Genomic DNA, 20,380 nt, shown 5'->3' with positions numbered 1-20,380 from the left:
TGGGGGGATATTTAACCCCCCAGATATGTTATTGTATATATAATAAAAAAGTTGGAAAGGATGAATTTAGAGGATGATTTCTTATATTATAAGGCGTTTTTTGATACTTCCAGTAATCCTCTTAGGAGTAAGTTTATTAATATTTTCTATGATTATGATGCTGGGACCTTACCAGAGGTTGAGTACATATATCACTGATCCTGCTCAATTAAAAGGAGCAGAGGATATTGATCAGCTGGTGACCAAATATGGACTTGATGATCCCTGGTATGAACAGTATGGTCGTTGGATTAGCGGAGTTGCACAGGGTGATTTTGGTTGGTCAGAATCAGCAGGTGCACCAGTAACTAGGGCGATTGCTGATAGATTTCCTGCAACAATCGAATTAGCACTTTTATCCTTAATACCTGTTATATTTGGCGGGATTATATTAGGGGTTGTGTCTGCCGTTCATCACAACAAGATTATTGACCATACTATTAGAATTTTTGCTGTGATTGGATGGTCGTTTCCATCATTTGTTTTTGGATTATTAGTGTTAATGATTTTCTATGGGGTTTTAGGCTGGCTGCCACCAGGAAGGCTTTCGAATTGGGCAACAGAAATTGTCAGATCTGCAGAATTTGTAAATTATACCGGTCTATATATTCTGGATGGGATCTTAAACCTTGATTTTTCAATAGTTTTAGATGCTATTAGACATATGATTGCCCCGGTAATTACAATTTCTATATTATGGTGGGCTTTTATATTAAGAATAACTCGTTCAAATATGCTGGAAACATTAAAAAAGGACTATATTAGAACTGCAAGAGCTAAAGGTTTAGCTGATAATATTGTTGTTTATAAGCATGCTGTTAGAAATGCTCTAATACCTGTTGTAACAGTAGCAGGACAGATGGTTTTAGGACTTGCAGGTGGTCTGGTAATTGTAGAAAGTATTTTTAATATAAGAGGATTAGGACAGTTTATGGCTAATTCAGCTCAGCAGCTTGATTATCCGGGTGTACTGGGTGGAGCTTTATATTTTGGATTTTTATTAATCCTGATTAACCTCTTTGTTGATGTTTCTTATGCTGTAATTGACCCAAGAATTAGATTGGAGTGATGGTTTAAGTGGAATGGCAAGAAGTTTTAAAACGTTTATTACAAAATAAAATCTCATTATTAGGTATTTTAATTATTTTATTTTTTATTGTTGTCGCTGTTTTTGCACCCTGGATTGCACCACCCCGGGATGCAGACGAACCCTATTTAATCCCCAGAGGTGGCTGGGCAATTCAACCACAGCCGCCAAGTGAAGAATATATTTTTGGTACTACAGAAGGACAATATGATATATTTTATGGAATTGTTTGGGGAACCAGAACAGCTTTTAGAATTGGTTTGATTGTTGTTGGAATTAGTAGTTCTATCGGGATCATTGTTGGTACAATTGCTGCCTATTATGGTGGTTGGATTGATGAAGTCATTATGAGAATTACAGATGTCTTCATGTCTATCCCTTTTATTATTGCCACAATAGTACTGGTAACTATTTTAGGACAGGGTATAACGAATGTAATGATTGCTTTAATCACCTTTAGTTGGATGAGTACCGCCAGATTGATGAGATCGCAGGTGTTATCAGTAAAAGAAGATGAGTTTGTTCAGGCAGCTTTAGCTCTTGGAGCAAACGATTTTAGAATTATTTTTAGACATATTATTCTAAATACAATATTCCCGGTTGTAATTCAGGCTTCAATGAGAATGGGCTCTATGGTTATTACCGCCTCAACTTTAAGCTTTTTAGGGGTAGGCGCACCAGAAGGCTATGCTGACTGGGGTCAGATGATTTCTTTTGCTCGTAACTGGATCTTGGGAGTTGAGGGTGACCCACTTCATTACTGGTATACTCTGGTTATTCCAGGAGTTGCAATCACACTTTTCTGTTTATCCTGGAACTTAATTGGTGATGCGTTCCGTGATATTTTAGATCCAAAACTTAATTAATTATAAATTTAGCCATTAATAAGGTAGGTGAATTTTTTGAGTAAAGAAGCTTTAGTAGAAGTTAAAAACTTAAAAACATATTTTTATACAGAAGAAGGAGTAGTTAAGGCGGTAGATGGTGTTGATTATGAGATCTATCCTGGCGAAACTTTAGGTATTGTAGGTGAGTCTGGCTGTGGTAAAAGTGTTACCTCATTATCAATTATGAGGCTGGTAGAATCTCCTCCGGGTAGAATAGAGGCTGGAGAAATTAATTTTCAGGGAAAAGATTTAACTAAGTTATCAGAAAAAGAAATGCGAAAAATTCGTGGTAATGATATTTCAATGATCTTCCAGGAACCGATGACTTCTTTAAACCCGGTTTATACTGTTGGAGATCAGATTATGGAAGCAATTATGCTGCATAAAGGTGTGGACAGAAAAGAAGCAAGACGTCAGGCTGTTGATATGCTTCAGAAAGTAGGTATTCCTCTGCCCGAACAGCGTGTAGACGAATATCCTCACCAGCTGTCAGGTGGTATGAGGCAGCGGGTAATGATTGCGATGGCCTTAAGCTGTGATCCACAGCTTTTAATTGCAGATGAGCCGACAACAGCTCTTGATGTAACTATCCAGGCTCAGATTCTGGAGTTAATGAACTCCCTAAAAGAAAGTTACGGTATGTCTATTATGATGATTACTCATGACTTAGGAGTAATTGCTGAGGTTTCGGATAGAGTAGCAGTAATGTATGCTGGTAAGGTAGTAGAATATACAGATGTAGATACATTATTTGAAGATCCTAAGCATCCTTATACCTGGGGACTAATGAACTCAATTCCTAAATTAGATAAAGATGTTGACCGGCTGGAAGCAATTCCAGGTAGTGTACCTTCACCTCTTAATTTTCCGGAAGGCTGTAAGTTTAATACTCGCTGTCCTTTAGCTGAAGGTAAATGTTTTGACGTAGAGCCACCTTTGGAAAATGCAACTGAAGGACATAAGGTACGCTGCTGGAGATATAAAGACTTAGAAAAAATAAAAGAACGTGGAGAAAGAATTTATGAGGATCGAGGTGTTTTAGACTAATGGCTGAGAATTTGTTAGAAGTAAAGAATTTAAAAAAATACTTCCCAGTTAAAGCAGGTGTTTTTAAAAGAACAGTAGCCCATGTAAAAGCTGTTGATGATATTTCCTTTGCAGTAGAAGAAGGAGAAACACTCGGTCTGGTTGGAGAATCCGGTTGTGGTAAATCGACAACTGGCAGAACCATTCTTCGTCTTTTAGAAGCTACTGAAGGTAAAGTTATTTTTGATGGTAAAAATGTTATGGATTTAGATAAAAAAGAAATGCGGGCAATCAGACGTGACATGCAGATCATTTTTCAGGATCCTTATGCTTCTTTAAATCCAAGGATGACTGTTGCAGATATCGTAGGTGAGCCTTTAGATATCCATAATCTTGCTAAAAATAAGCAGGAAAGAAATGAAAAAGTTAAAGAAATTCTGGAAAATGTAGGTCTGGGAGAGGAATATATGAACCGCTATCCTCACGAATTTTCTGGAGGGCAGCGCCAGCGGATAGGTGTAGCTAGAGCGTTAGCAGTTGATCCTAAATTAATAATTGCAGATGAACCTGTATCTGCCCTTGATGTATCAGTTCAGGCTCAGGTTGTAAACCTGCTGCAGGATTTACAGAAAGAATATGGTTTAACCTATTTATTTATTGCTCATGATTTAAGTGTAGTAAAACACATTAGTGATCGAGTAGCAGTAATGTATCTTGGTAAAATAGTGGAACTGACTGACAAAAAGGAATTATTTAAAAATCCAATGCATCCTTATACTCAGTCTCTTTTATCTGCAATTCCAGAGGCAGATCCGAAAAAGAAGAAGGATAGAATCGTACTTGAGGGAGATGTACCTTCCCCAGTAGATCCACCTTCTGGCTGTAGATTCCATCCCCGCTGTCCTAAAGCTTTTGAACCCTGTCCTGTTAAAGAGCCAGAGTTTAAAGAGTATGGTGATGGCCACTTTGCAGCCTGTCATTTATTAGATAAATAAAGTAAAAATATATAGATGTTTCTGAATCCCTGCCTGCTAATTTAGTTAGTAGACAGGGATTTTTTTGTTTTTATAGAATAATAAAATGAGCAGACAATTATTTTTACTATAAAAATATAAAGGGGTAAAAAAATGAGATATCCTAAAATGATTTTGATAATAATTATGGTTTTGTTCATATTTTCATTTACTATTCAGGCAGCTAACTATGGTGGAGAACTGAATATTAAATTACAGCAGCGCCCAATCAATTTAAATCCAATTTATGCAGCAAATAAAGCGGAAAAAATAATCAGTCAGCAAATTTTTGATAGTCTGGTAACTTTGAATGCAGAAGGAGAGCTAATTCCTAACCTTGCCAAAACATGGGAAATCAATAATCAGGCCAGAGTGTTTAGATTTAAGTTAAGAGAAAATATATATTTTCATCCCTTTCAGATTAATGGAACTCTAAGTTCTTTATCCAAAAGAAGAGTAACAGCAGCAGACTGGAAGTGGTCTCTAGAATATTTAGCCGCCCCAGAAAATAAATCTCCTTACGCTAATCTGTTGAATAAGGTTAAAGGTTATGAAGAATACAGGCAGGGAAGGAGTAAAGAAATATCAGGAATTAAAATTTTGGATGAATATTTGTTGGAAATAGAACTTAAAGAATCTTATGCTCCATTCATTTATAATTTAACTGAAAATGCTGCCGTTGTTTTGCCAGAACAAGCAGTACTAAATAATTCTAAATTTTTTATGGAGCCAATTGGTACAGGAGCATTTGTATTAAATAATTTTAATCCAGATCAGATTATTTTAAAAAAAATTGATAATTACTGGAAAAATAATTATCGCAAAGAGAAATTACCCTATTTAGATAGAATAAAAATTGATTTTTCTGCTAATGAGTCTGAGATAAAAGAATATCACAATTATGACATTTATCAATTGAGTTCGGAACTTTACCAGAAGTATTCGGAGCTTGAAAAGACAGATAATTATCAGCTAAAAAAAACAGCAGAAAATATTTATTATTATCTTGGTTATAATTACAATAGTTCTTTAAAAAAAGTTATCAGTGATCAAAATATCAAAGAATATTTAAGAAACAGCCTGAATGAGATTAACTTGGAGCAGAATGATGACTTGTTAAGTTTTATTTTTCCTTTTCAGTATTCAAAGGAAGCTTCTTATATTGACCAGATTAATAATTTGGTTAAAAAAAATAATGATAATAATTTAAAAGATGAGGCTTATCCCGAACAACTTAATTTAGTGAGTAATGATTCTAAAAATAATAAAGTAATTGCAGATTTAATAAAGAATGAATTACAGGAAAAAAAAAATTAAGCTTAACTTAAGTCAATTTAGTTGGTCAGAATATTTAAATCTTATTAAAAGTAAAGATTTTAAAAGCGAGCTATTTATAATGTCATATAATTATCATAATAAATTTGAATTTTTAGCTGATAATTTTTATTCCGAATCAGAACTGAATTATTTTAATTATAGTAATCGCAGAGTTGATAATTTAATTGACTATTTAAAATTAGTGAGTAGTAAAAAAGATCAGGAAAAGGCATATAAATTAATTGAAGAAATCTTGCTAGAAGATAATCCCCTGATTTTAGTTTTACAGGGGGGAGATCCTTATTTATTTTCAAATAAAATTGCAAATCAAAAGCTGGAAAAGGTTCTAATGAGTGATAATTTGGAACAAATAAATTTTAAATAAAATATATTCAATATAACCCTGGAAATTTTGAAAAGCATTTCATTATTTTCAGGGTTTTTTCAAGACTTAAATTAACAGAAATTTATCAATATTAAAAATAAAACATATTTTTTTATAGAAGCGGTTTTTAAGTTCTAAAAAAGGCTTTTTTAGTGAAAATAATGCTCTTTTTGACATGATTAAGCAAAATAATCAAAAAAATTTGATTTTTGTGCAGGAGATTTTAACTTTGCATTGAATATATTAAATAGTGAAATGGATTTCATTATTTTCGAGGAGCGACAATTATGGATGTAACTATGAAAGATGTAGCAAAATTAGCAGGAGTCTCATTAAGTACAGTTTCTCGTGTTTTAAATGATAGCTCACTGGTAAGAGAAGAAACAGCCAGGAAAGTTCAAAAAGCAGTTGAGAAACTGGATTATCAGATTAATGATTCTGCTCGAATATTAAGAACCAATACAAGTAATCTGATTGGAGTTATTGGTGCAGGCATGGAGAGGCCGTTTCTGGCAAATTTGCTAAAAGGAATTGAAGCAGAAGCTAGAGAACGGGGCTATGCACTTATTTATGGGGATTCAGATGGCGAGTTCGAGAAAGAACAAAATTATCTTAATATTATGAAGCAGAAAAAAATTGATGGAATTATTTTAATTACAACAAATTATTATAATGATTTGCTTTCAATTGTCAAAAACTATCAAATTCCAGTAGTTTTTGCTTCAGGATATATTAGTGATCCGGAAATTAGTTGTGTGACAGTTGATAATGTGGCAGCTGCCTATGATATTGTTGAATTTCTCTGTCAGGCGGGCCATAAAGATATTGCTTTCATTAAGGGACCTGATTTAGATTTACTTGCCAGTCAGGAGAGACTTAGAGGGGTAAAACTTGCTTTAAGGCTCAGTGAGATCAAATATGATCCTAATCGCTTTATTGAGGGAGATTTCACTTTTGAAAGCGGTTATTCAGCTGCCAAAAAAATTATTAGAAAATTCCCGGATGTGACAGCTATTTTTGCTTTTAATGATGAAATGGCAGTGGGAGCAATTAGATATCTAAAAGAACAGAATATCAAAATTCCAGAAGAAATTTCAGTTGTTGGCTTTGATGGAATCGAACTGGGCAAATATATTGATCCTGCTTTAACTACTGTAAAACAGTCAGGCTATCAGCTTGGTTTAAAAAGCATAGATATGTTGAACAAAATTATTAATAAAGAAAAAATTGAGGATAATAAAGTCTTTATTCCACACAAACTTGTGGTTAGAGAAAGCACAAATAAATTAAATGAACTTACTACTAAAGAGGAGGTGATAATAAATAATAGGGGGTAGTTAAGATATTTTCTTAACATAATTTTATTTATTAACAACTTTAGAGGAGGAGAATTATTAATGAGAAAAAATTTGCTTTTAGTTTTAGCTTTAGTTTTTATTATTGCATTTAGTGGTGTGGTAATGGCTCAGGAAGAAGATGAAATTACATTAACAATTGCTGCCGGTGCAGTAGGTCAGGAAAAAGCAACTGCAGAAGAAGCTGCAGCAATGTATATGGAAAGAAATCCGGGGGTAAATGTAGAAATTTTAGATACTCCAGACCTTGCTAATGATAGATATGGATTATACCTTCAGTTTTTAGAAGCTGAAAGTTCTAAGGTAGATATTTATCAAATTGATGTAATCTGGCCTGGTGAATTAGCAGAACATTTTCTAGATCTTTATGATTATGGTGCTAAGGAAGTTGTAGATAAACACTTCCAGGCAATTGTTCAGAACAATACAGTTGATGGAAAATTAATTGCTTTACCATGGTTTACTGATGCAGGACTTCTCTATTATAGAACCGATTTATTAGAAAAATATGACCGTGAAGTTCCAAAAACCTGGGATGAATTAGAAGAAACAGCTCGCTATATTATGGAAGAAGAGAGAGCTGCAGGTAATGAAGATTTTTATGGTTATGTATGGCAGGGTAATGCCTATGAAGGTTTAACCTGTGACGCCTTAGAGTGGATTTATTCTAATGGTGGTGGCAAAATAGTTAGTGATGATAAGAAAATAACTATTAATAATGACAAAGCAATTGAAATAATTGATCAGGCTGCTGGCTGGGTTGGCGGCATTTCTCCTGCAGGAGTAACCGGTATGGGAGAAGAAGATGCTCGTTCAATGTGGGAAGCTGGAAATGCTCTGTTCATGCGTAACTGGCCTTATGCTTATGCTTTAGGAAATGAAGAAGGTAAACCTACAGCTGGCAATTTTGATGTATCTCCTCTACCTGCTGGAGATAGTGGAAGTTCTGCCGGTACTTTAGGTGGCTGGAATCTCGCAGTAAGTAAGTATAGTGAACATCCTGAAGAAGCAGCAAAACTGGCTATGTTTATGGCTGGCGAAGAAGTTCAGAAATTACGCGCTGTAGAAGCTACTTTAAATCCAACAATAAAATCATTATATGAAGACGAAGATGTATTAGAAGCGGCTCCATTCTTTGGCAGCCTATATGATGTATTTACCAATGCAGTAGCTCGTCCTTCAACAGCAACTGCTCCTAAGTATAATCAGGTTTCAGAACAATTCTTCCAGGCAGTACATTCAGTACTAACTGGTGAAAGTGATGCTCGTTCGGCTATTGAGTATTTAGAATTAGATCTGATGGATACTACAGGATTTGAAACTGGAGAACCAACACAGCCATAAGTAAAATTATTTAAAAGTGCTTATTAGCTGGAGAGGGAAATTTCCCTCTCCAGATTTTATAAAGGGGGGAATTTAAATGGCCATAAGTAGTTCGTCAAATCTGGCAAAAGAAGAGCAGAAATTAGCTTTTAAATTGTTATTACCAGCATTTTTAATTCTCATTATAATTGCTTTATATCCTCTGGGCCAGGTTTTTTATACAAGTTTTACCAATCGAGAATTTGCATCCAGTACAAAAACCGAATTTGTTGGTCTGGATAATTATCAGGCATTACTGTCTTTTACTGTTAAAGAGCTTGATCCTATTATTGATCAAGAAACAGGGGAACAGGCAGTCGATGAAGAAACTGGTGAAAAACAATTTCAGCGCCCAATAAGAGTTTTACCCAGAGATCCTCATCTCTATCGACCTGCATTTGAATTCAGTTTTTTTGGCAACAAGTATGTTGTAGGAGCAAGGACACCTGATTTTATTAGGTCAGTTTGGAATACTCTGGTATTCACTTTTTTCTCTGTCTTTTTTGAGACATTGCTGGGGTTAATTGTTGCTTTAGTAGTTAACAGTGAATTTAAAGGTAGAGGTGCAATGAGAGCAGTTATGTTAGTTCCCTGGGCGGTCATTACTGTTGTTTCTGCAAGAATGTGGGAATGGATGTTTGAGCCAACCAGAGCAGGACTGTTTAATATGCTGGGAGATAGATTTGGTTTGATCGATGGCAGCTATTCATTTTTAAGTAGTGCCAATCTGCAGCTGCCAGCAATTATTGCAGTTGATGTCTGGAAAACAACACCTTTTATGGCATTATTGATTCTGGCTGGTTTACAGTTAATTCCAAACGAACTTTATGAAGCTGCTGAAGTAGATGGAGCCAGTAAATTTAGACAGTTTTTTAATATTACTTTGCCTTTATTAAAACCTTCACTGGCAGTTGCTTTAATTTTTAGAACCCTGGATGCTCTAAGAGTATTTGATGTTTTTCAGGTTATGCTGTCACAGAAGAGATATTCAATGGCAAGTTTTAATTATTTTCAATTGATTTCAGCCAGAAAAATGGGAATGGCATCTGCAATAGGTGTTATAATTTTCATCATTATTTTTGCTTTTGCTATTCTTTATATGAAATCCCTGGGAGTTGATACAGAATGACAAGAGATCAGAAAAAAATACTTAAAAAGGTTCTTTTTTACCTTGTGCTGGCCATAATTGTAATATATTTATTATTTCCATTTTACTGGGCAATATCTTCTTCTTTAAAAACTGAAGCCCAGTTAAGTATGACACCAGCTACTTTGATTCCTAGAGATCCTGATACAGGTGAAATATCGATTTTTACCAGAAATTATAAAGCTATTTTTACAAATGGTGGATTTATTAGAGGTTTGATTAACAGTACTATTGTAGCAACTTCAACTACAATTCTAGCATTGTTGACCGGTTCTTTTGCGGCTTTTGCTTTAGGGAAGCTTCGCTTTAAAGGTAAAGCTCCTGCTTTATATACAATACTGGCAATGACCATGTTTCCTCAGGTTACTGTTCTCTCAGGATTATACGCCGTAATTAATGCTTTAAACTTAAGTGCCAGGGTAAGTATGATTTTTACATATCTCTTATTTACCCTACCTTTTACAACCTGGGTATTAACTTCATTTTTCCGGGATTTGCCGGATGAAATTATGCAGTCAGCTCAGGTAGATGGAGCAACTCCATTTCAAACTTTCCATATGATTTTGCTGCCGCTTACTGCACCGGCTCTTGTTACAACAGGGTTATTATCTTTTATTCAGGCCTGGAATGAGTATTTATTTGCCTTAACATTTACCTCGATAGATGTTGAAGCGAGAACTGTACCGGTAGCTATTCAGTATTTTTCCGGTGAGTTTGCTCGCCAGGAACCTTTTGGAGAGATAATGGCTGCAGCTGTTGTAGTTACAATTCCAATTGTGGTTTTGGTCTTAATTTTCCAGAAGCGAATTGTAGCAGGTTTAACTGCAGGTGCTGTTAAAGGATAATTTGGATATTTATTGTATTTATATTATATGAGAATATGGGATTAGATAATTTTAAATCTTAAAAATTAAAAATATAATATAAGTCTGATTAGAAATAAGAGAAAATCAGGCCATCAGATTACAGGAGAACTATAATTTGGTGGCCTAATTTATTTGTTAAATTTTAAGAGAAAATAACCGGGATATTTATAAGTCCCTCAACTATTGTTAAGGAGGTATAAAATTGAATCATGAAGATTTTTTTAAAATAAAAGATGGCTGGAATTTAAAGATTGAGAGTTTAAAAGAGGAACAATTAGTCCATTATGGGAGTAACCTTTTATGTGGGAATGGATATCTGGGTTACAGAGGTACGCTGGTAGAATGGAATAAGAATCAGTATCAGGCCTGTGTAATTACAGATACCTATGATATGGCAGATGATAAATGGAGAGAACTTTCTAATTCTCCTAATGCACTGGCAACAGAAGTCCGCTTAAATGAGAAAAAGCTGGGGGATTATCCCGGAGAAGATCAGATGGAAACAGAATTGAATTTCAATTATAAATATGGGATATTTAAAAGAAATTCAATCAATGACGAAAAAATTAATATTGTCTCTGAGAGGTTTGCTTCTTATTCTAATTTGCATTTGATAGCCAATAATTATCAAATAAAAAATTTAAGCAATCAAAAGGTAGAATTGAAACTTGGAATAAACGGGGATGTCTGGGATTTAAATGGAAGTCACCTGGAAAATTTTAGTGGAGAATATGATTCAAGTGAGAATACTCTTTATTTAAAGGCTGAAACTGTAGAAAGTAATATCACTCTGGTAACAGCTCTTTCATTTAAATTTAAAAAAGGTAAAATACAGAATCTTAAAGTTGAAAATGAAAAAAAGTCTATTTATCTTTTAATGGATATTGAAGCTGAAGCAGGAGGAATTGAACTTGATAGAAATATGATTGTCTACTCCAGTAATGATCGGGAAGAACCTTTAAAAGCAGCCTTAAATGATGCCAGTTCAGCTTTGAAAACCGGTTATCAAACTTTAAAAAATGAACATCAGGCGGTCTGGGATAAAAAATGGGAGCTGATGGATATTAGAGTCAAGGGGAATATTTTAGATCAGCTGGCAGTCCGATTTAATCTTTATCATAATATTATTGCTACACCTGCTCATAGTGAGCGTTTACCAATAGGAGCTCGTGGCTTATCCTGTCAGGCTTATCAGGGAGCTGCTTTTTGGGATCAGGAAATTTTTAATTTACCCATGTTTCTTTTTACGGAGACAGAGACTGCCAAAAATATACTAAAATATCGTTATCATACTTTAAATGGAGCCCGCAAGAAGGCGAAAGATTTAGGATATGAAGGAGCATTCTATGCCTGGATATCGGGTAAAAGTGGTGCTGAATTATGTCCTTCCTTTTTCTTTAAAGATGTAATCAGTGGACGTAAGATTAGAAATCATTTTAATGATTGGCAGATTCATGTTTCTCCGGATATTAGCTATACGATCTGGAAGTATTATCTGGCAACAGATGATATTGATTTTGTTGTTGAATATGGAAGTGAAATTTTATTTGAGGTGGCACGTTTTTTACATTCCAGAGTTTACTACAATCAGTATAAAGATCAGTACGAGATAATTCGACTTCTGGGACCAGATGAATACCATGAGAATGTAGATAATAATGCGTTTACCAATTATCAGACTCAATTTGCTCTAAAAAAAGCTCTGTATTTTTATTATAAAATGGAGAACGAATATCCCGATAAACTATCTGAATTAAAAACAAAAATTAATCTAAATGATTCCGAAATTACAGCCTGGCAGCAGATAGCAGAAAAAATATATCTGCCCCAACCAAATGGAAATAATTTAATTGAACAGTTTGATGGATATTTTGACTTAGAAGATACAACAGCTGAAGTGCTGGAAGATAGGTTAATTGATAAAGAAGAATACTGGGGTTGGCCTAATGGAGTAGCTGTATTTACTCAGGTAATTAAGCAGGCTGACGTGATTCAGTTATTTACTCTTCATGATACTTTTAACGAGGAAGTTCTGGCTGCAAATTATGATTATTATGAGCCAAGAACTCAGCATGGTTCTTCTCTGAGTCCATCTCAGTATGCGATTGTGGCGGCCAGATTAGGAAGAGCAGAAGAGACCTATGATTATTTTAAAAAATCAGCTTTTATAGATCTTATGAGTACTAATAAAGCGGTTAGTGGTGGGACTTTTATTGGGGGAGTTCATACTGCAGCTGCAGGCGGAATCTGGCAGTTAATTGTTAATGGTTTTGCCGGAATGAAAATTGATAAAAAGGGACTGTCATTTAAACCGACTCTCTGTCAGGAATGGGAAGAATTAGAATTTAAATTAAACTATAAAGAGAAAAAATTTAAAGTTTCTCTAAATCAAAATCAATTCAAATTAAAGGCAGCTACTAGTAATCAAACTGAGCTGGAATTTAGAGTTTTTGACCAAAAACAGGTTTTGAAACCTGGAGCTGAATATAGTCTTAAAATATAAATTAATATAAGTAAAATTACTTTTTTAAAATTAAATTCTTTTTTTAGAATAACTTTGGACTATAAAAGGGCTCCCATCTGGGAGCCCTTAATTTTTAGACTGAAAGTAACATTCGGTCATTATTAAATTTACCACCATGTTTAATTTCAAACATTTTAAGCAGTTTCTCAATAGTTAAATCTGCTTTTTCAGCAGCTGGAATATCATAGATTATTTTTCCACCATCCATCATAATTAGTCGGTTACCCATTTTAATAGCGTCTTCCATATTATGAGTAATCATTAAAGTAGTAATATTATTTTCGTTAACCAGTTCTGCAGTTAAGTTTTTAATTTTTATTGCTGTAGCAGGATCTAAAGCAGCCGTATGCTCGTCTAATAAAAGTAAGCGCGGATTAGCTACAGTAGCCATTAAAAGTGTTAGAGCCTGTCGCTGACCACCAGAAAGCAGTTTAACTTTAGTGGTTAGTCTTTTTTCTAAACCTAAATCAATTTTTTCTAAATGTTTTCGCATAATTTCTCTTTTGTGTTTACTTAAACCCCATTTAAGGGAAAGATTATTAGATTTCGATATTGCCAGTGATAGATTTTCTTCAATAGTCATTTCAGGTGAAGTTCCAGCAAGTGGGTTCTGAAAAACTCTTCCAATTTTTTGAGCACATTTGTACTCTGTTTTTTTAGTAATATCTTCATTATCTAAAATAATAGTCCCATTTTCAACTGGGAAAACACCTGCAATAGAATTCAAAAGAGTTGATTTTCCGGCTCCATTACTCCCTACTATTGTAATAAAATCGCCTTCATTGACTGTAAGATCAATCTTATTAATTGCTATATTCTCATTTGGAGTTCCTCTGTAAAAAATTTTTTCTAAATTTTTGATTTTGAGCATTTTATTTTCACCTCAATGCCTTTTTAATTCTTGGAGTTGATAGGAATATTATAACTAGTATAGCTGTCAGCAATTTTAAATCAGAAGCTGCAAGACCTAAATTTAATGCGATTGAGATACTAAATCTATAAAGTATAGAACCGACAATCACTCCAATAGTAGCTATCATTATAGATTTCTCTCCAATTACAACTTCTCCAATAATTACTGATGCCAGACCAGCTACAATTGTACCAACACCCATATTTACATCTGCAAATCCCTGATACTGTCCTACAAGTGCACCGGATAAAGCAACCAGAGCGTTAGAAATAATTAAGCCCAGCATTTTCATTGAATTAGTGCTGATACCCATACTTCTAATCATCTGTGGATTATCACCCGTAGCTCTGAGAGCAAAACCAATTTGAGTATTCAAAAAGGCATCCAGAATTAATTTAACAGCAACTATAACAATGATTAATAAAAGTAAATTATTCCAGGGATAAGGAATACCGAGATCTCTAATGAAAGAGAAAATAGTTTCCTTACCTATTAGAGGAATGTTTGGTCTACCCATTACTCGTAAATTAATTGAATATAAAGAAGTCATTGTTAAAATACCTGATAATAGAGGAGCTATTTTTAATTTAGTGTTTAAAAAGCCAGTAATTGCACCTGCCATTCCACCTGCAATAATAGCAGCTCCCAGAGAAAAAAATGGATTCATTCCCATAGTCAGTAATCTTGCTGAGACAGCAGCACCTAATGGTAAACTGCCGTCAACTGTAAGGTCAGCAAAATCAAGAATCCTAAAAGATATAAATACTCCCAGGGCCATAATGCCAAAGGCAAGCCCCTGTTCTAAAGACGTTATTGCAAAACTTAAATTCATAACACACCTCACACCATTTCTACACTACAATTTTATTTTTTCTTATTCCTGTGTAATTTCATCATAAACAACGTTAGCTCTATTTAAGACTGCTTCTGGCACTTTTAAACCAAGATTTTCTGCAGCCTTTGTGTTTAAATATAATTTTAATTCATTAGAAGATTCAACTGCCATGTCCGCAGGATCAGAACCATTTAATACTCTGGCTGCCATTTTACCAGTTTGAATTCCAAGCAGTTTATAATCAATTCCTAGAGTAGCAATTGATCCCTGTCTGACCTGACCATTTTCAGATGCAAAAACAGGAATATTATTTTGATTGGTAATATTTAAAACAGAAGGTAGAGCAGATACAATAATATTATCTGTTGGAACATAAATAGCATCAACATCTCCGATTAGAGAGGAAGTCGCCAGACTAACTTCGCTGCTGTTGCTGACAGTGCCCTCATGTAAATTAATTCCCATTTTTTCAACTGTTGCCTTAACGAGGTCAACTTGAACTACGGAGTTTACTTCACCAGGATTATATAAAACTCCCAGATCATTTAATTCTGGAATAAACTCTTTTATTAATTCGATTTGTTTTTCTACAGGATTCATATCTGTAGTTCCTGTCAGGTTTCTACCTGGAACTTCCATACTATCTACTAAACCAGCTTCTAGCGGATCGGTAACTGCGGTAAACAAAACAGGTGTTTCTGTAATTACGTTGGCAGCTGCCTGAGCATTGGGAGTTGCAATTGTTAAAATAAGATCTAAATTTTGACTTTTAAATTTCTGGGCAATTGACTGAGCAGTTGCAAAATCAGCCTGAGCATTTTGCTCTATAAACTCTACGTCTTCAATTCCCTCTTCCGCTAAACCTTCAATGAAGCCTTCACGTGCTGCATCAAGAGCGGGATGTTCAACAAATTGAGAAATCCCAATTCTGTATTCCTGAGCACCAGCTGCTGAAGCAGCAAACAAAACCATTAAAGCAGTTAAAACAATTAAAATTGAAAAAGACTTTTTCATTTTTATTCCCCTTTCTAACTGGTAGTGGGGATAATAATAAAAAAACACTCCTGGTGGAGTGTTAATTAGCTGTCAGCTAGAACATCTAAAATTAGGTATAAATACCCCTTGTCTAAACAAAATAGCCTCAGCTTTCCTACAAATTTCTCCTACCGTATTACCATGCTACCAGTTATTTAATTTTCTTTATTATACTATTAACTTCATACATTTGTCAACTGTATATCCAAATAGCTTTAATCTAAATTCGAGTCTTTTTTAAGCTTTTTCATCCAGTAAAGAGCGGTGACTTAAGCCAACAGTTACCTCGTTTAAATTGAACATGCCAACTCCAAAGAAAACTGCAACAACAATATGCTCACCACTGCGGGCAACACCAATTTTACCACCTACATTTAGACCCATAGTTCGGGGCATGATCTGAGTTACTGCATCATGTGCTGCTCCAGCAACCGCACCCTGAGCTACATGAGATTCACTAATTATATTTTCACGTTTAGCTGCAATAACCGCTCTTTCAATAATTTCGGGGACTGATTTATTAAATTCTCCTCCAAAATCAACAGCAGCAGTATTTATATCATCATCAGCAAATGTTTTTTTTAATTCTTTTTCTTCACTTCTGGTAGAAATAGCCATTTTAATGGCAGCCTTTGCTGTTTCAAGACTGTTGTGTTCCATAAATTTTCCTCCTTAAGTAATTGTTTATTTTATTATAACAAATATTTATTAAAAGTGAAACTGAGTATAAAAATTTTGTAATTAATTTTATAATTTAACTATAATGTAACTTAAACCTACCAAATATGATTAATTCAATTGAATTTTTAAGCTCAATATTTTATAATATATTAATGTTAAATATAATTTAGCCATATTTAGTTACATTTTGATTTAGTCAGATCGTGAAACTTAACATTTAATAACAGATCATTGGGGAGGGGTTTAAAATAAATATTTTATTAGTAGCACTGGCATTAGCACTGGATGCAGCCGGGGTAACAATGGCCATCGGTTGTGGTACCAGAACAAATTTGAAAGAGAAGTTAAAAGTTATTTTTTCCTTTGGATTTTTTCAATTCTTTTTTGCCTTAACCGGAGGCTTAATGGGAAATTATATCGATCAGAATTTCTTTACAATATCCAATTATTTTAGTGGAACAGTAATTTTTTTGCTGGGTATATTTTTGATTCGCGAAGGATACAAAAATGGGGAAGAGTGTATTTATAGACAGCTTAGTTTTTGGACAGTTGTAGTTTTAGGGATTAGTGTAAGCATTGATGCCCTTGGTGTTGGATTTTCGCTGCTATTTCATTTAGATTATGGTCTGATTTTTGAGGATTCTTTAATAATTGGTTTAATAGCAGCTGTAATTACGGCTGCAGCTTTTAAGATAGTCCATTATATTAAGCATATAGCTTTAGTAGAAAAATATGCTGATTATGTTGGGGGATTAATTCTCTTACTGATTGGTTTAAATACCTTTTTGCTTTAATGGACTGGATTAAGGTAAAATTAAAAACGGCCGCTGAAGTCTGGACTATTCCCGGACATCAGTGGCCATTTTTTTATTTAGATATTTTAAAATTGAAATTATACCTTCTTTAAATGGGTAATTACCTCCAGATGTTTTGTATGCGGGAACATATCTACAGCTTTGAATTTCTCTAATTGATAGTTATGAAGCTGTAACTCCTTTAAGTCTCTGGCCAGACTTTTTGGATTACAGGAAATATAAAGAATTTCCTCTGCTCCGGCAGCAGCAATTTTGTTTAGAGCTTTTGGATTAATGCCCGGTCTTGGTGGATCAATAATGATTAAATCAGCCTGCTGATCGATATTATTAATTTCCTCCAGAACATCACCTGCAATATATTGAGTATTATCCACTTTATTCAGCTGGGCATTTTCTGCCGCTCTGTCTGCAGCGGCCTGATCAATTTCAATACCGAATATTTTTTTAGCTTCAGCTGCAATACTTTGAGAAATAGTTCCTGCTCCACAGTAGAGATCATAAACAATTTTATCTTTAGCGTTACTTATATATTTTTGTGCCTCAGAATATAATAATTCTGCTCCTCTGGTATTAGTCTGAAAAAAGGATAAAGAATCAATTTTAAATTTATTTTCCAGTAAACTGTCATAAAAATAATTTCGACCATAATAAATTTTCATCCTGTCACAGCTTACCTGATCTGAGTAGTCATCATTAATAGTCTGGACAAAACCTACAAGTTTACCCTTTAGATCGAGAGCTTTTAATTCTTCAGTTAGAGGAGAGAAATCATGATCAGACTGACTGGTTGTTATTAGATTTGCTACTATCTCACCAGTGTTGATTCCCTTTCTGATAACTAGATTGCGTAAAAAACCTTCCCTTAATTTAATATGATATTTTTTAAAGTTGTTTTGACGGCAGTATTTTAAAATTGTACTTAAGATATCTCTAAAATCCTGATCGACAAGTAAGCAGTTGTCAACAGTTATTACATCAAATCTTCTGCCTCGAGGATGCATTCCCAGCTGGAGTGTACCTCCTTTTTTCAGATCACCAAAACTGAACTCCATATTATTCCGATATTCATAAATATCAGGACTTGCCAGTATCTCCTCAAAATTGTCAATTTCAATGTTTTTATCTTTAAAGATCTCTAAAAGAGTATTTTTTTTATCCTTCAGCTGTTTAGAATATGAGACTTCCTGAATTGAACAGCCTCCACAGCGATCATAATGAACACATAATTCTTTGTTTTCTACCAATATTGAACCTCCTATGATTTTTAAATTTATTTAAAATGTTTGATAAATGTTTAAGAGCATTATTAATAATACAGCAGCTGGAACAATATATTTCAATAACAGTGAATAAATATTTCCAATTTGGAAACGGCTGTTTAAATTTGCCTCTTTAATCGCATTTTTACTTCCCCAGATATGGCCGACAAAAATAGAAGTTAAAATACCCCCTGTTGGAAGAAAGATATTATTAGAAAACCAATCATAAGTATCCAGAACATCCATTCCTAAAAAACTGAAGTTAGAAAAAGAACTGTAACCCAGAAGTGGAGGAATACCGACTAAGAAGATAAAAAATCCCATTAGATATGATGCCTTTTTTCGATTCCAGTTATATTCGTCCACTAAAAAAGCTACTACAACCTCAAGCATCGAAATAGATGAGGTTAGAGCTGCGATTGTCAGCAGTAAAAAGAAAATTAATGAGAAAAAAGTACCAAAAGGCATCTGAGTAAAAACAGCTGGTAGAGTAATAAAAGTTAAACCAGGGCCTGAGGCAGGATCAAGACCAAAAGCAAAAACGGCCGGAAAAATTGCAAAACCAGCAAGTAAAGCTACAGCAGTATCAAAAACTAACACATAAGCAGCACTTTCATTGATACTTTCTTTTTTACTAAGATAACTTCCATAGGTAATCATAGCTCCCATTCCCAGACTTAAAGTGAAAAAAGCCTGAGATATTGCATCTGTAAAGGTCTGAAAACTAATTGCAGAGAAGTTAGGTTTCAGGTAAAAACTAAGTCCGGCAGCTGCTCCTTCCAGAGTAACAGAACGGATAATTAGTAAAAAAATTATTGCAAATAAAATTGGCATTAATATTTTGACCAGTTTTTGGATTCCATTGACCACTCCTGCTCCAATTACAGCAATTGTAAGAAACATAAAAATACCATGCCATAAAATTGGTTCAGTTAAACTGCTAATATGAGCTGAAAAAATTGCCGGGAAATTACTTTTTGAAGTAAAAGATAATGATTTAAAAATATAAGACATTCCCCAGCCTGCTACAACAGAATAATAGCTTAAGATTACAAAACCCGATAAAACTCCAAGAGCACCAACCAGGGGCCAGGCAGTATCTGGAGCCATTTTTTTAAAGGCACCAATTGGGTTTTTTTGAGTAATCCTTCCCAGAGACATTTCGGAAACTAAAATTGGATAACCGATAAATAATATTGCAGCAAGATAAATTAAAATAAAAATTGCGCCTCCATTTGTTCCAGTAATAAATGGAAAACGCCAGATGTTACCTAGTCCAATGGCAGATCCAGATGCAGCCAGTATAAAGCCGAGTCTGGAAGTCCAGTTTTCTCTTTCCATAGAAAATCCTCCTTGTTATTTCGCTTCTTTTATTTACTTTTGCCTGTTTATTTTATCATATTAGTATACTGGCATCAATGTTTTTAAAATTTTAATACATTTTTTGATTTTTGTCATAAAAGCTGGAAATTATTCTATTAATTTGTTATCCTGAATTATTCATAGCAACCACGAAATAAATTGTCAGGCCCAGTATATCAATAATCTATTAAAATATTGTTTTCACCCAGTGGGTGAAAGAGTTTTATTAAAATTTTTCTCTAAAAGCATAGAAAAGGGAGCCCCTTTCCTTTATAATAATAGTAACTACACCAAAATTAAAAGGAGGGACTCCATGTGGTTACTATATCTGAAAAAAAGGTGAATTTCAAGTCGAATATAAGAATAAATTTTAATGGTGGTGATTTAACTTCCGATTCCGGTCTGCTAATTTTTAAAGAATTTGATAATCAAATTGGCTTCAGTCAGGAAATAAAGAACGTTTTAGAATTTG

19 protein-coding genes are annotated in these 20,380 nt (G+C 34.1%); 13 read left to right on the top strand and 6 right to left on the bottom strand.

Translation table 11 applies throughout. The features are described 5' to 3' along the window. The first annotated feature begins 73 nt into the window (after window positions 1-73). From BW929_RS09565 to BW929_RS09515, 11 genes are all read left to right on the top strand, one after another. Window positions 74-1,108 carry an ABC transporter permease gene (locus BW929_RS09565; RefSeq protein ID WP_076545266.1) on the top strand — a complete coding sequence of 345 codons (1,035 nt, stop codon included), beginning with the start codon at window positions 74-76 and terminating at the stop codon, window positions 1,106-1,108. Between the two features lie 8 nt (window positions 1,109-1,116). Beyond that, window positions 1,117-1,992: an ABC transporter permease gene (locus tag BW929_RS09560; protein WP_076545265.1), complete on the top strand. Its 876-nt coding sequence runs from the start codon at window positions 1,117-1,119 to the stop codon at window positions 1,990-1,992. A 36-nt stretch (window positions 1,993-2,028) separates the two neighbouring features. Further along, entirely contained in the window at window positions 2,029-3,060 is a 1,032-nt protein-coding gene (locus tag BW929_RS09555) for an ABC transporter ATP-binding protein (RefSeq protein ID WP_076545264.1), read from the top strand. After that, entirely contained in the window at window positions 3,060-4,034 is a 975-nt protein-coding gene (locus tag BW929_RS09550) for an ABC transporter ATP-binding protein (protein WP_076545263.1), read from the top strand. The genes BW929_RS09555 and BW929_RS09550 overlap by 1 nt, the downstream gene beginning before the upstream one ends. A gap of 132 nt (window positions 4,035-4,166) precedes the next feature. Continuing rightward, window positions 4,167-5,369, top strand: a complete 1,203-nt coding sequence (locus BW929_RS09545) for an ABC transporter substrate-binding protein (protein WP_076545262.1) — start codon at window positions 4,167-4,169, stop codon at window positions 5,367-5,369. Window positions 5,370-5,448: 79 nt separating this feature from the next. Next, window positions 5,449-5,754: a hypothetical protein gene (locus BW929_RS09540; RefSeq protein ID WP_143414028.1), complete on the top strand. Its 306-nt coding sequence runs from the start codon at window positions 5,449-5,451 to the stop codon at window positions 5,752-5,754. 287 nt (window positions 5,755-6,041) lie between these two features. After that, window positions 6,042-7,091 carry a LacI family DNA-binding transcriptional regulator gene (locus BW929_RS09535; protein WP_076545260.1) on the top strand — a complete coding sequence of 350 codons (1,050 nt, stop codon included), beginning with the start codon at window positions 6,042-6,044 and terminating at the stop codon, window positions 7,089-7,091. A gap of 60 nt (window positions 7,092-7,151) precedes the next feature. Continuing rightward, window positions 7,152-8,453 (top strand): ABC transporter substrate-binding protein, encoded by a 1,302-nt coding sequence (locus tag BW929_RS09530; protein WP_076545259.1) that lies wholly within the window; start codon window positions 7,152-7,154, stop codon window positions 8,451-8,453. 76 nt (window positions 8,454-8,529) lie between these two features. Further along, window positions 8,530-9,600 (top strand): carbohydrate ABC transporter permease, encoded by a 1,071-nt coding sequence (locus BW929_RS09525; RefSeq protein ID WP_076545258.1) that lies wholly within the window; start codon window positions 8,530-8,532, stop codon window positions 9,598-9,600. Beyond that, entirely contained in the window at window positions 9,597-10,463 is an 867-nt protein-coding gene (locus tag BW929_RS09520; RefSeq protein WP_076545257.1) for a carbohydrate ABC transporter permease, read from the top strand. Before BW929_RS09525 ends, BW929_RS09520 begins: the two co-directional genes overlap by 4 nt. Window positions 10,464-10,686: 223 nt before the next feature. Beyond that, window positions 10,687-12,987, top strand: coding sequence for a glycosyl hydrolase family 65 domain-containing protein (locus BW929_RS09515; RefSeq protein ID WP_076545256.1), 2,301 nt, complete (start codon window positions 10,687-10,689; stop codon window positions 12,985-12,987). 94 nt (window positions 12,988-13,081) lie between these two features. On the opposite strand, the gene BW929_RS09510 is transcribed toward BW929_RS09515, so the two are convergent. The 4 genes from BW929_RS09510 to BW929_RS09495 all read right to left on the bottom strand — a co-directional run bounded on the left by BW929_RS09510 (window position 13,082) and on the right by BW929_RS09495 (window position 16,451). Then, window positions 13,082-13,879: an ABC transporter ATP-binding protein gene (locus BW929_RS09510; protein ID WP_076545255.1), complete on the bottom strand. Its 798-nt coding sequence runs from the start codon at window positions 13,877-13,879 to the stop codon at window positions 13,082-13,084. A gap of 7 nt (window positions 13,880-13,886) precedes the next feature. Further along, window positions 13,887-14,753 carry an ABC transporter permease gene (locus tag BW929_RS09505; protein WP_076545254.1) on the bottom strand — a complete coding sequence of 289 codons (867 nt, stop codon included), beginning with the start codon at window positions 14,751-14,753 and terminating at the stop codon, window positions 13,887-13,889. Between the two features lie 42 nt (window positions 14,754-14,795). Then, entirely contained in the window at window positions 14,796-15,770 is a 975-nt protein-coding gene (locus tag BW929_RS09500; RefSeq protein WP_076545253.1) for an ABC transporter substrate-binding protein, read from the bottom strand. Between the two features lie 258 nt (window positions 15,771-16,028). Continuing rightward, the gene (locus BW929_RS09495) at window positions 16,029-16,451 is read right to left on the bottom strand and encodes a HutP family protein (RefSeq protein WP_076545252.1); all 423 of its coding nucleotides are present in this window, start codon (window positions 16,449-16,451) and stop codon (window positions 16,029-16,031) included. Window positions 16,452-16,774: 323 nt separating this feature from the next. On the opposite strand from BW929_RS09495, the gene BW929_RS09490 reads away from it, so the two are divergent. Beyond that, window positions 16,775-17,266: a manganese efflux pump gene (locus tag BW929_RS09490; RefSeq protein ID WP_076545251.1), complete on the top strand. Its 492-nt coding sequence runs from the start codon at window positions 16,775-16,777 to the stop codon at window positions 17,264-17,266. A 98-nt stretch (window positions 17,267-17,364) separates the two neighbouring features. On the opposite strand, the gene rlmD is transcribed toward BW929_RS09490, so the two are convergent. Then, on the bottom strand, window positions 17,365-18,531 hold the full coding sequence (gene rlmD, locus BW929_RS09485) for a 23S rRNA (uracil(1939)-C(5))-methyltransferase RlmD (RefSeq protein ID WP_076545250.1): 1,167 nt from the start codon (window positions 18,529-18,531) through the stop codon (window positions 17,365-17,367). A gap of 30 nt (window positions 18,532-18,561) precedes the next feature. Further along, window positions 18,562-19,887 (bottom strand): sodium-dependent transporter, encoded by a 1,326-nt coding sequence (locus tag BW929_RS09480; protein WP_076545249.1) that lies wholly within the window; start codon window positions 19,885-19,887, stop codon window positions 18,562-18,564. A 336-nt stretch (window positions 19,888-20,223) separates the two neighbouring features. Between BW929_RS09480 and BW929_RS15640 the strand changes: the two genes are divergently transcribed. Then, window positions 20,224-20,380 (top strand): transposase (locus tag BW929_RS15640; RefSeq protein WP_200805233.1); only part of this gene is annotated, 157 nt, incomplete at its 3' end.

This window comes from Halanaerobium kushneri, from assembly GCF_900156285.1.
GTDB lineage: Bacteria > Bacillota > Halanaerobiia > Halanaerobiales > Halanaerobiaceae > Halanaerobium > Halanaerobium kushneri.
The sequence above is the reverse complement of the archived record's forward strand: the minus strand, read 5'-3'. Positions and strand labels throughout refer to the sequence as shown.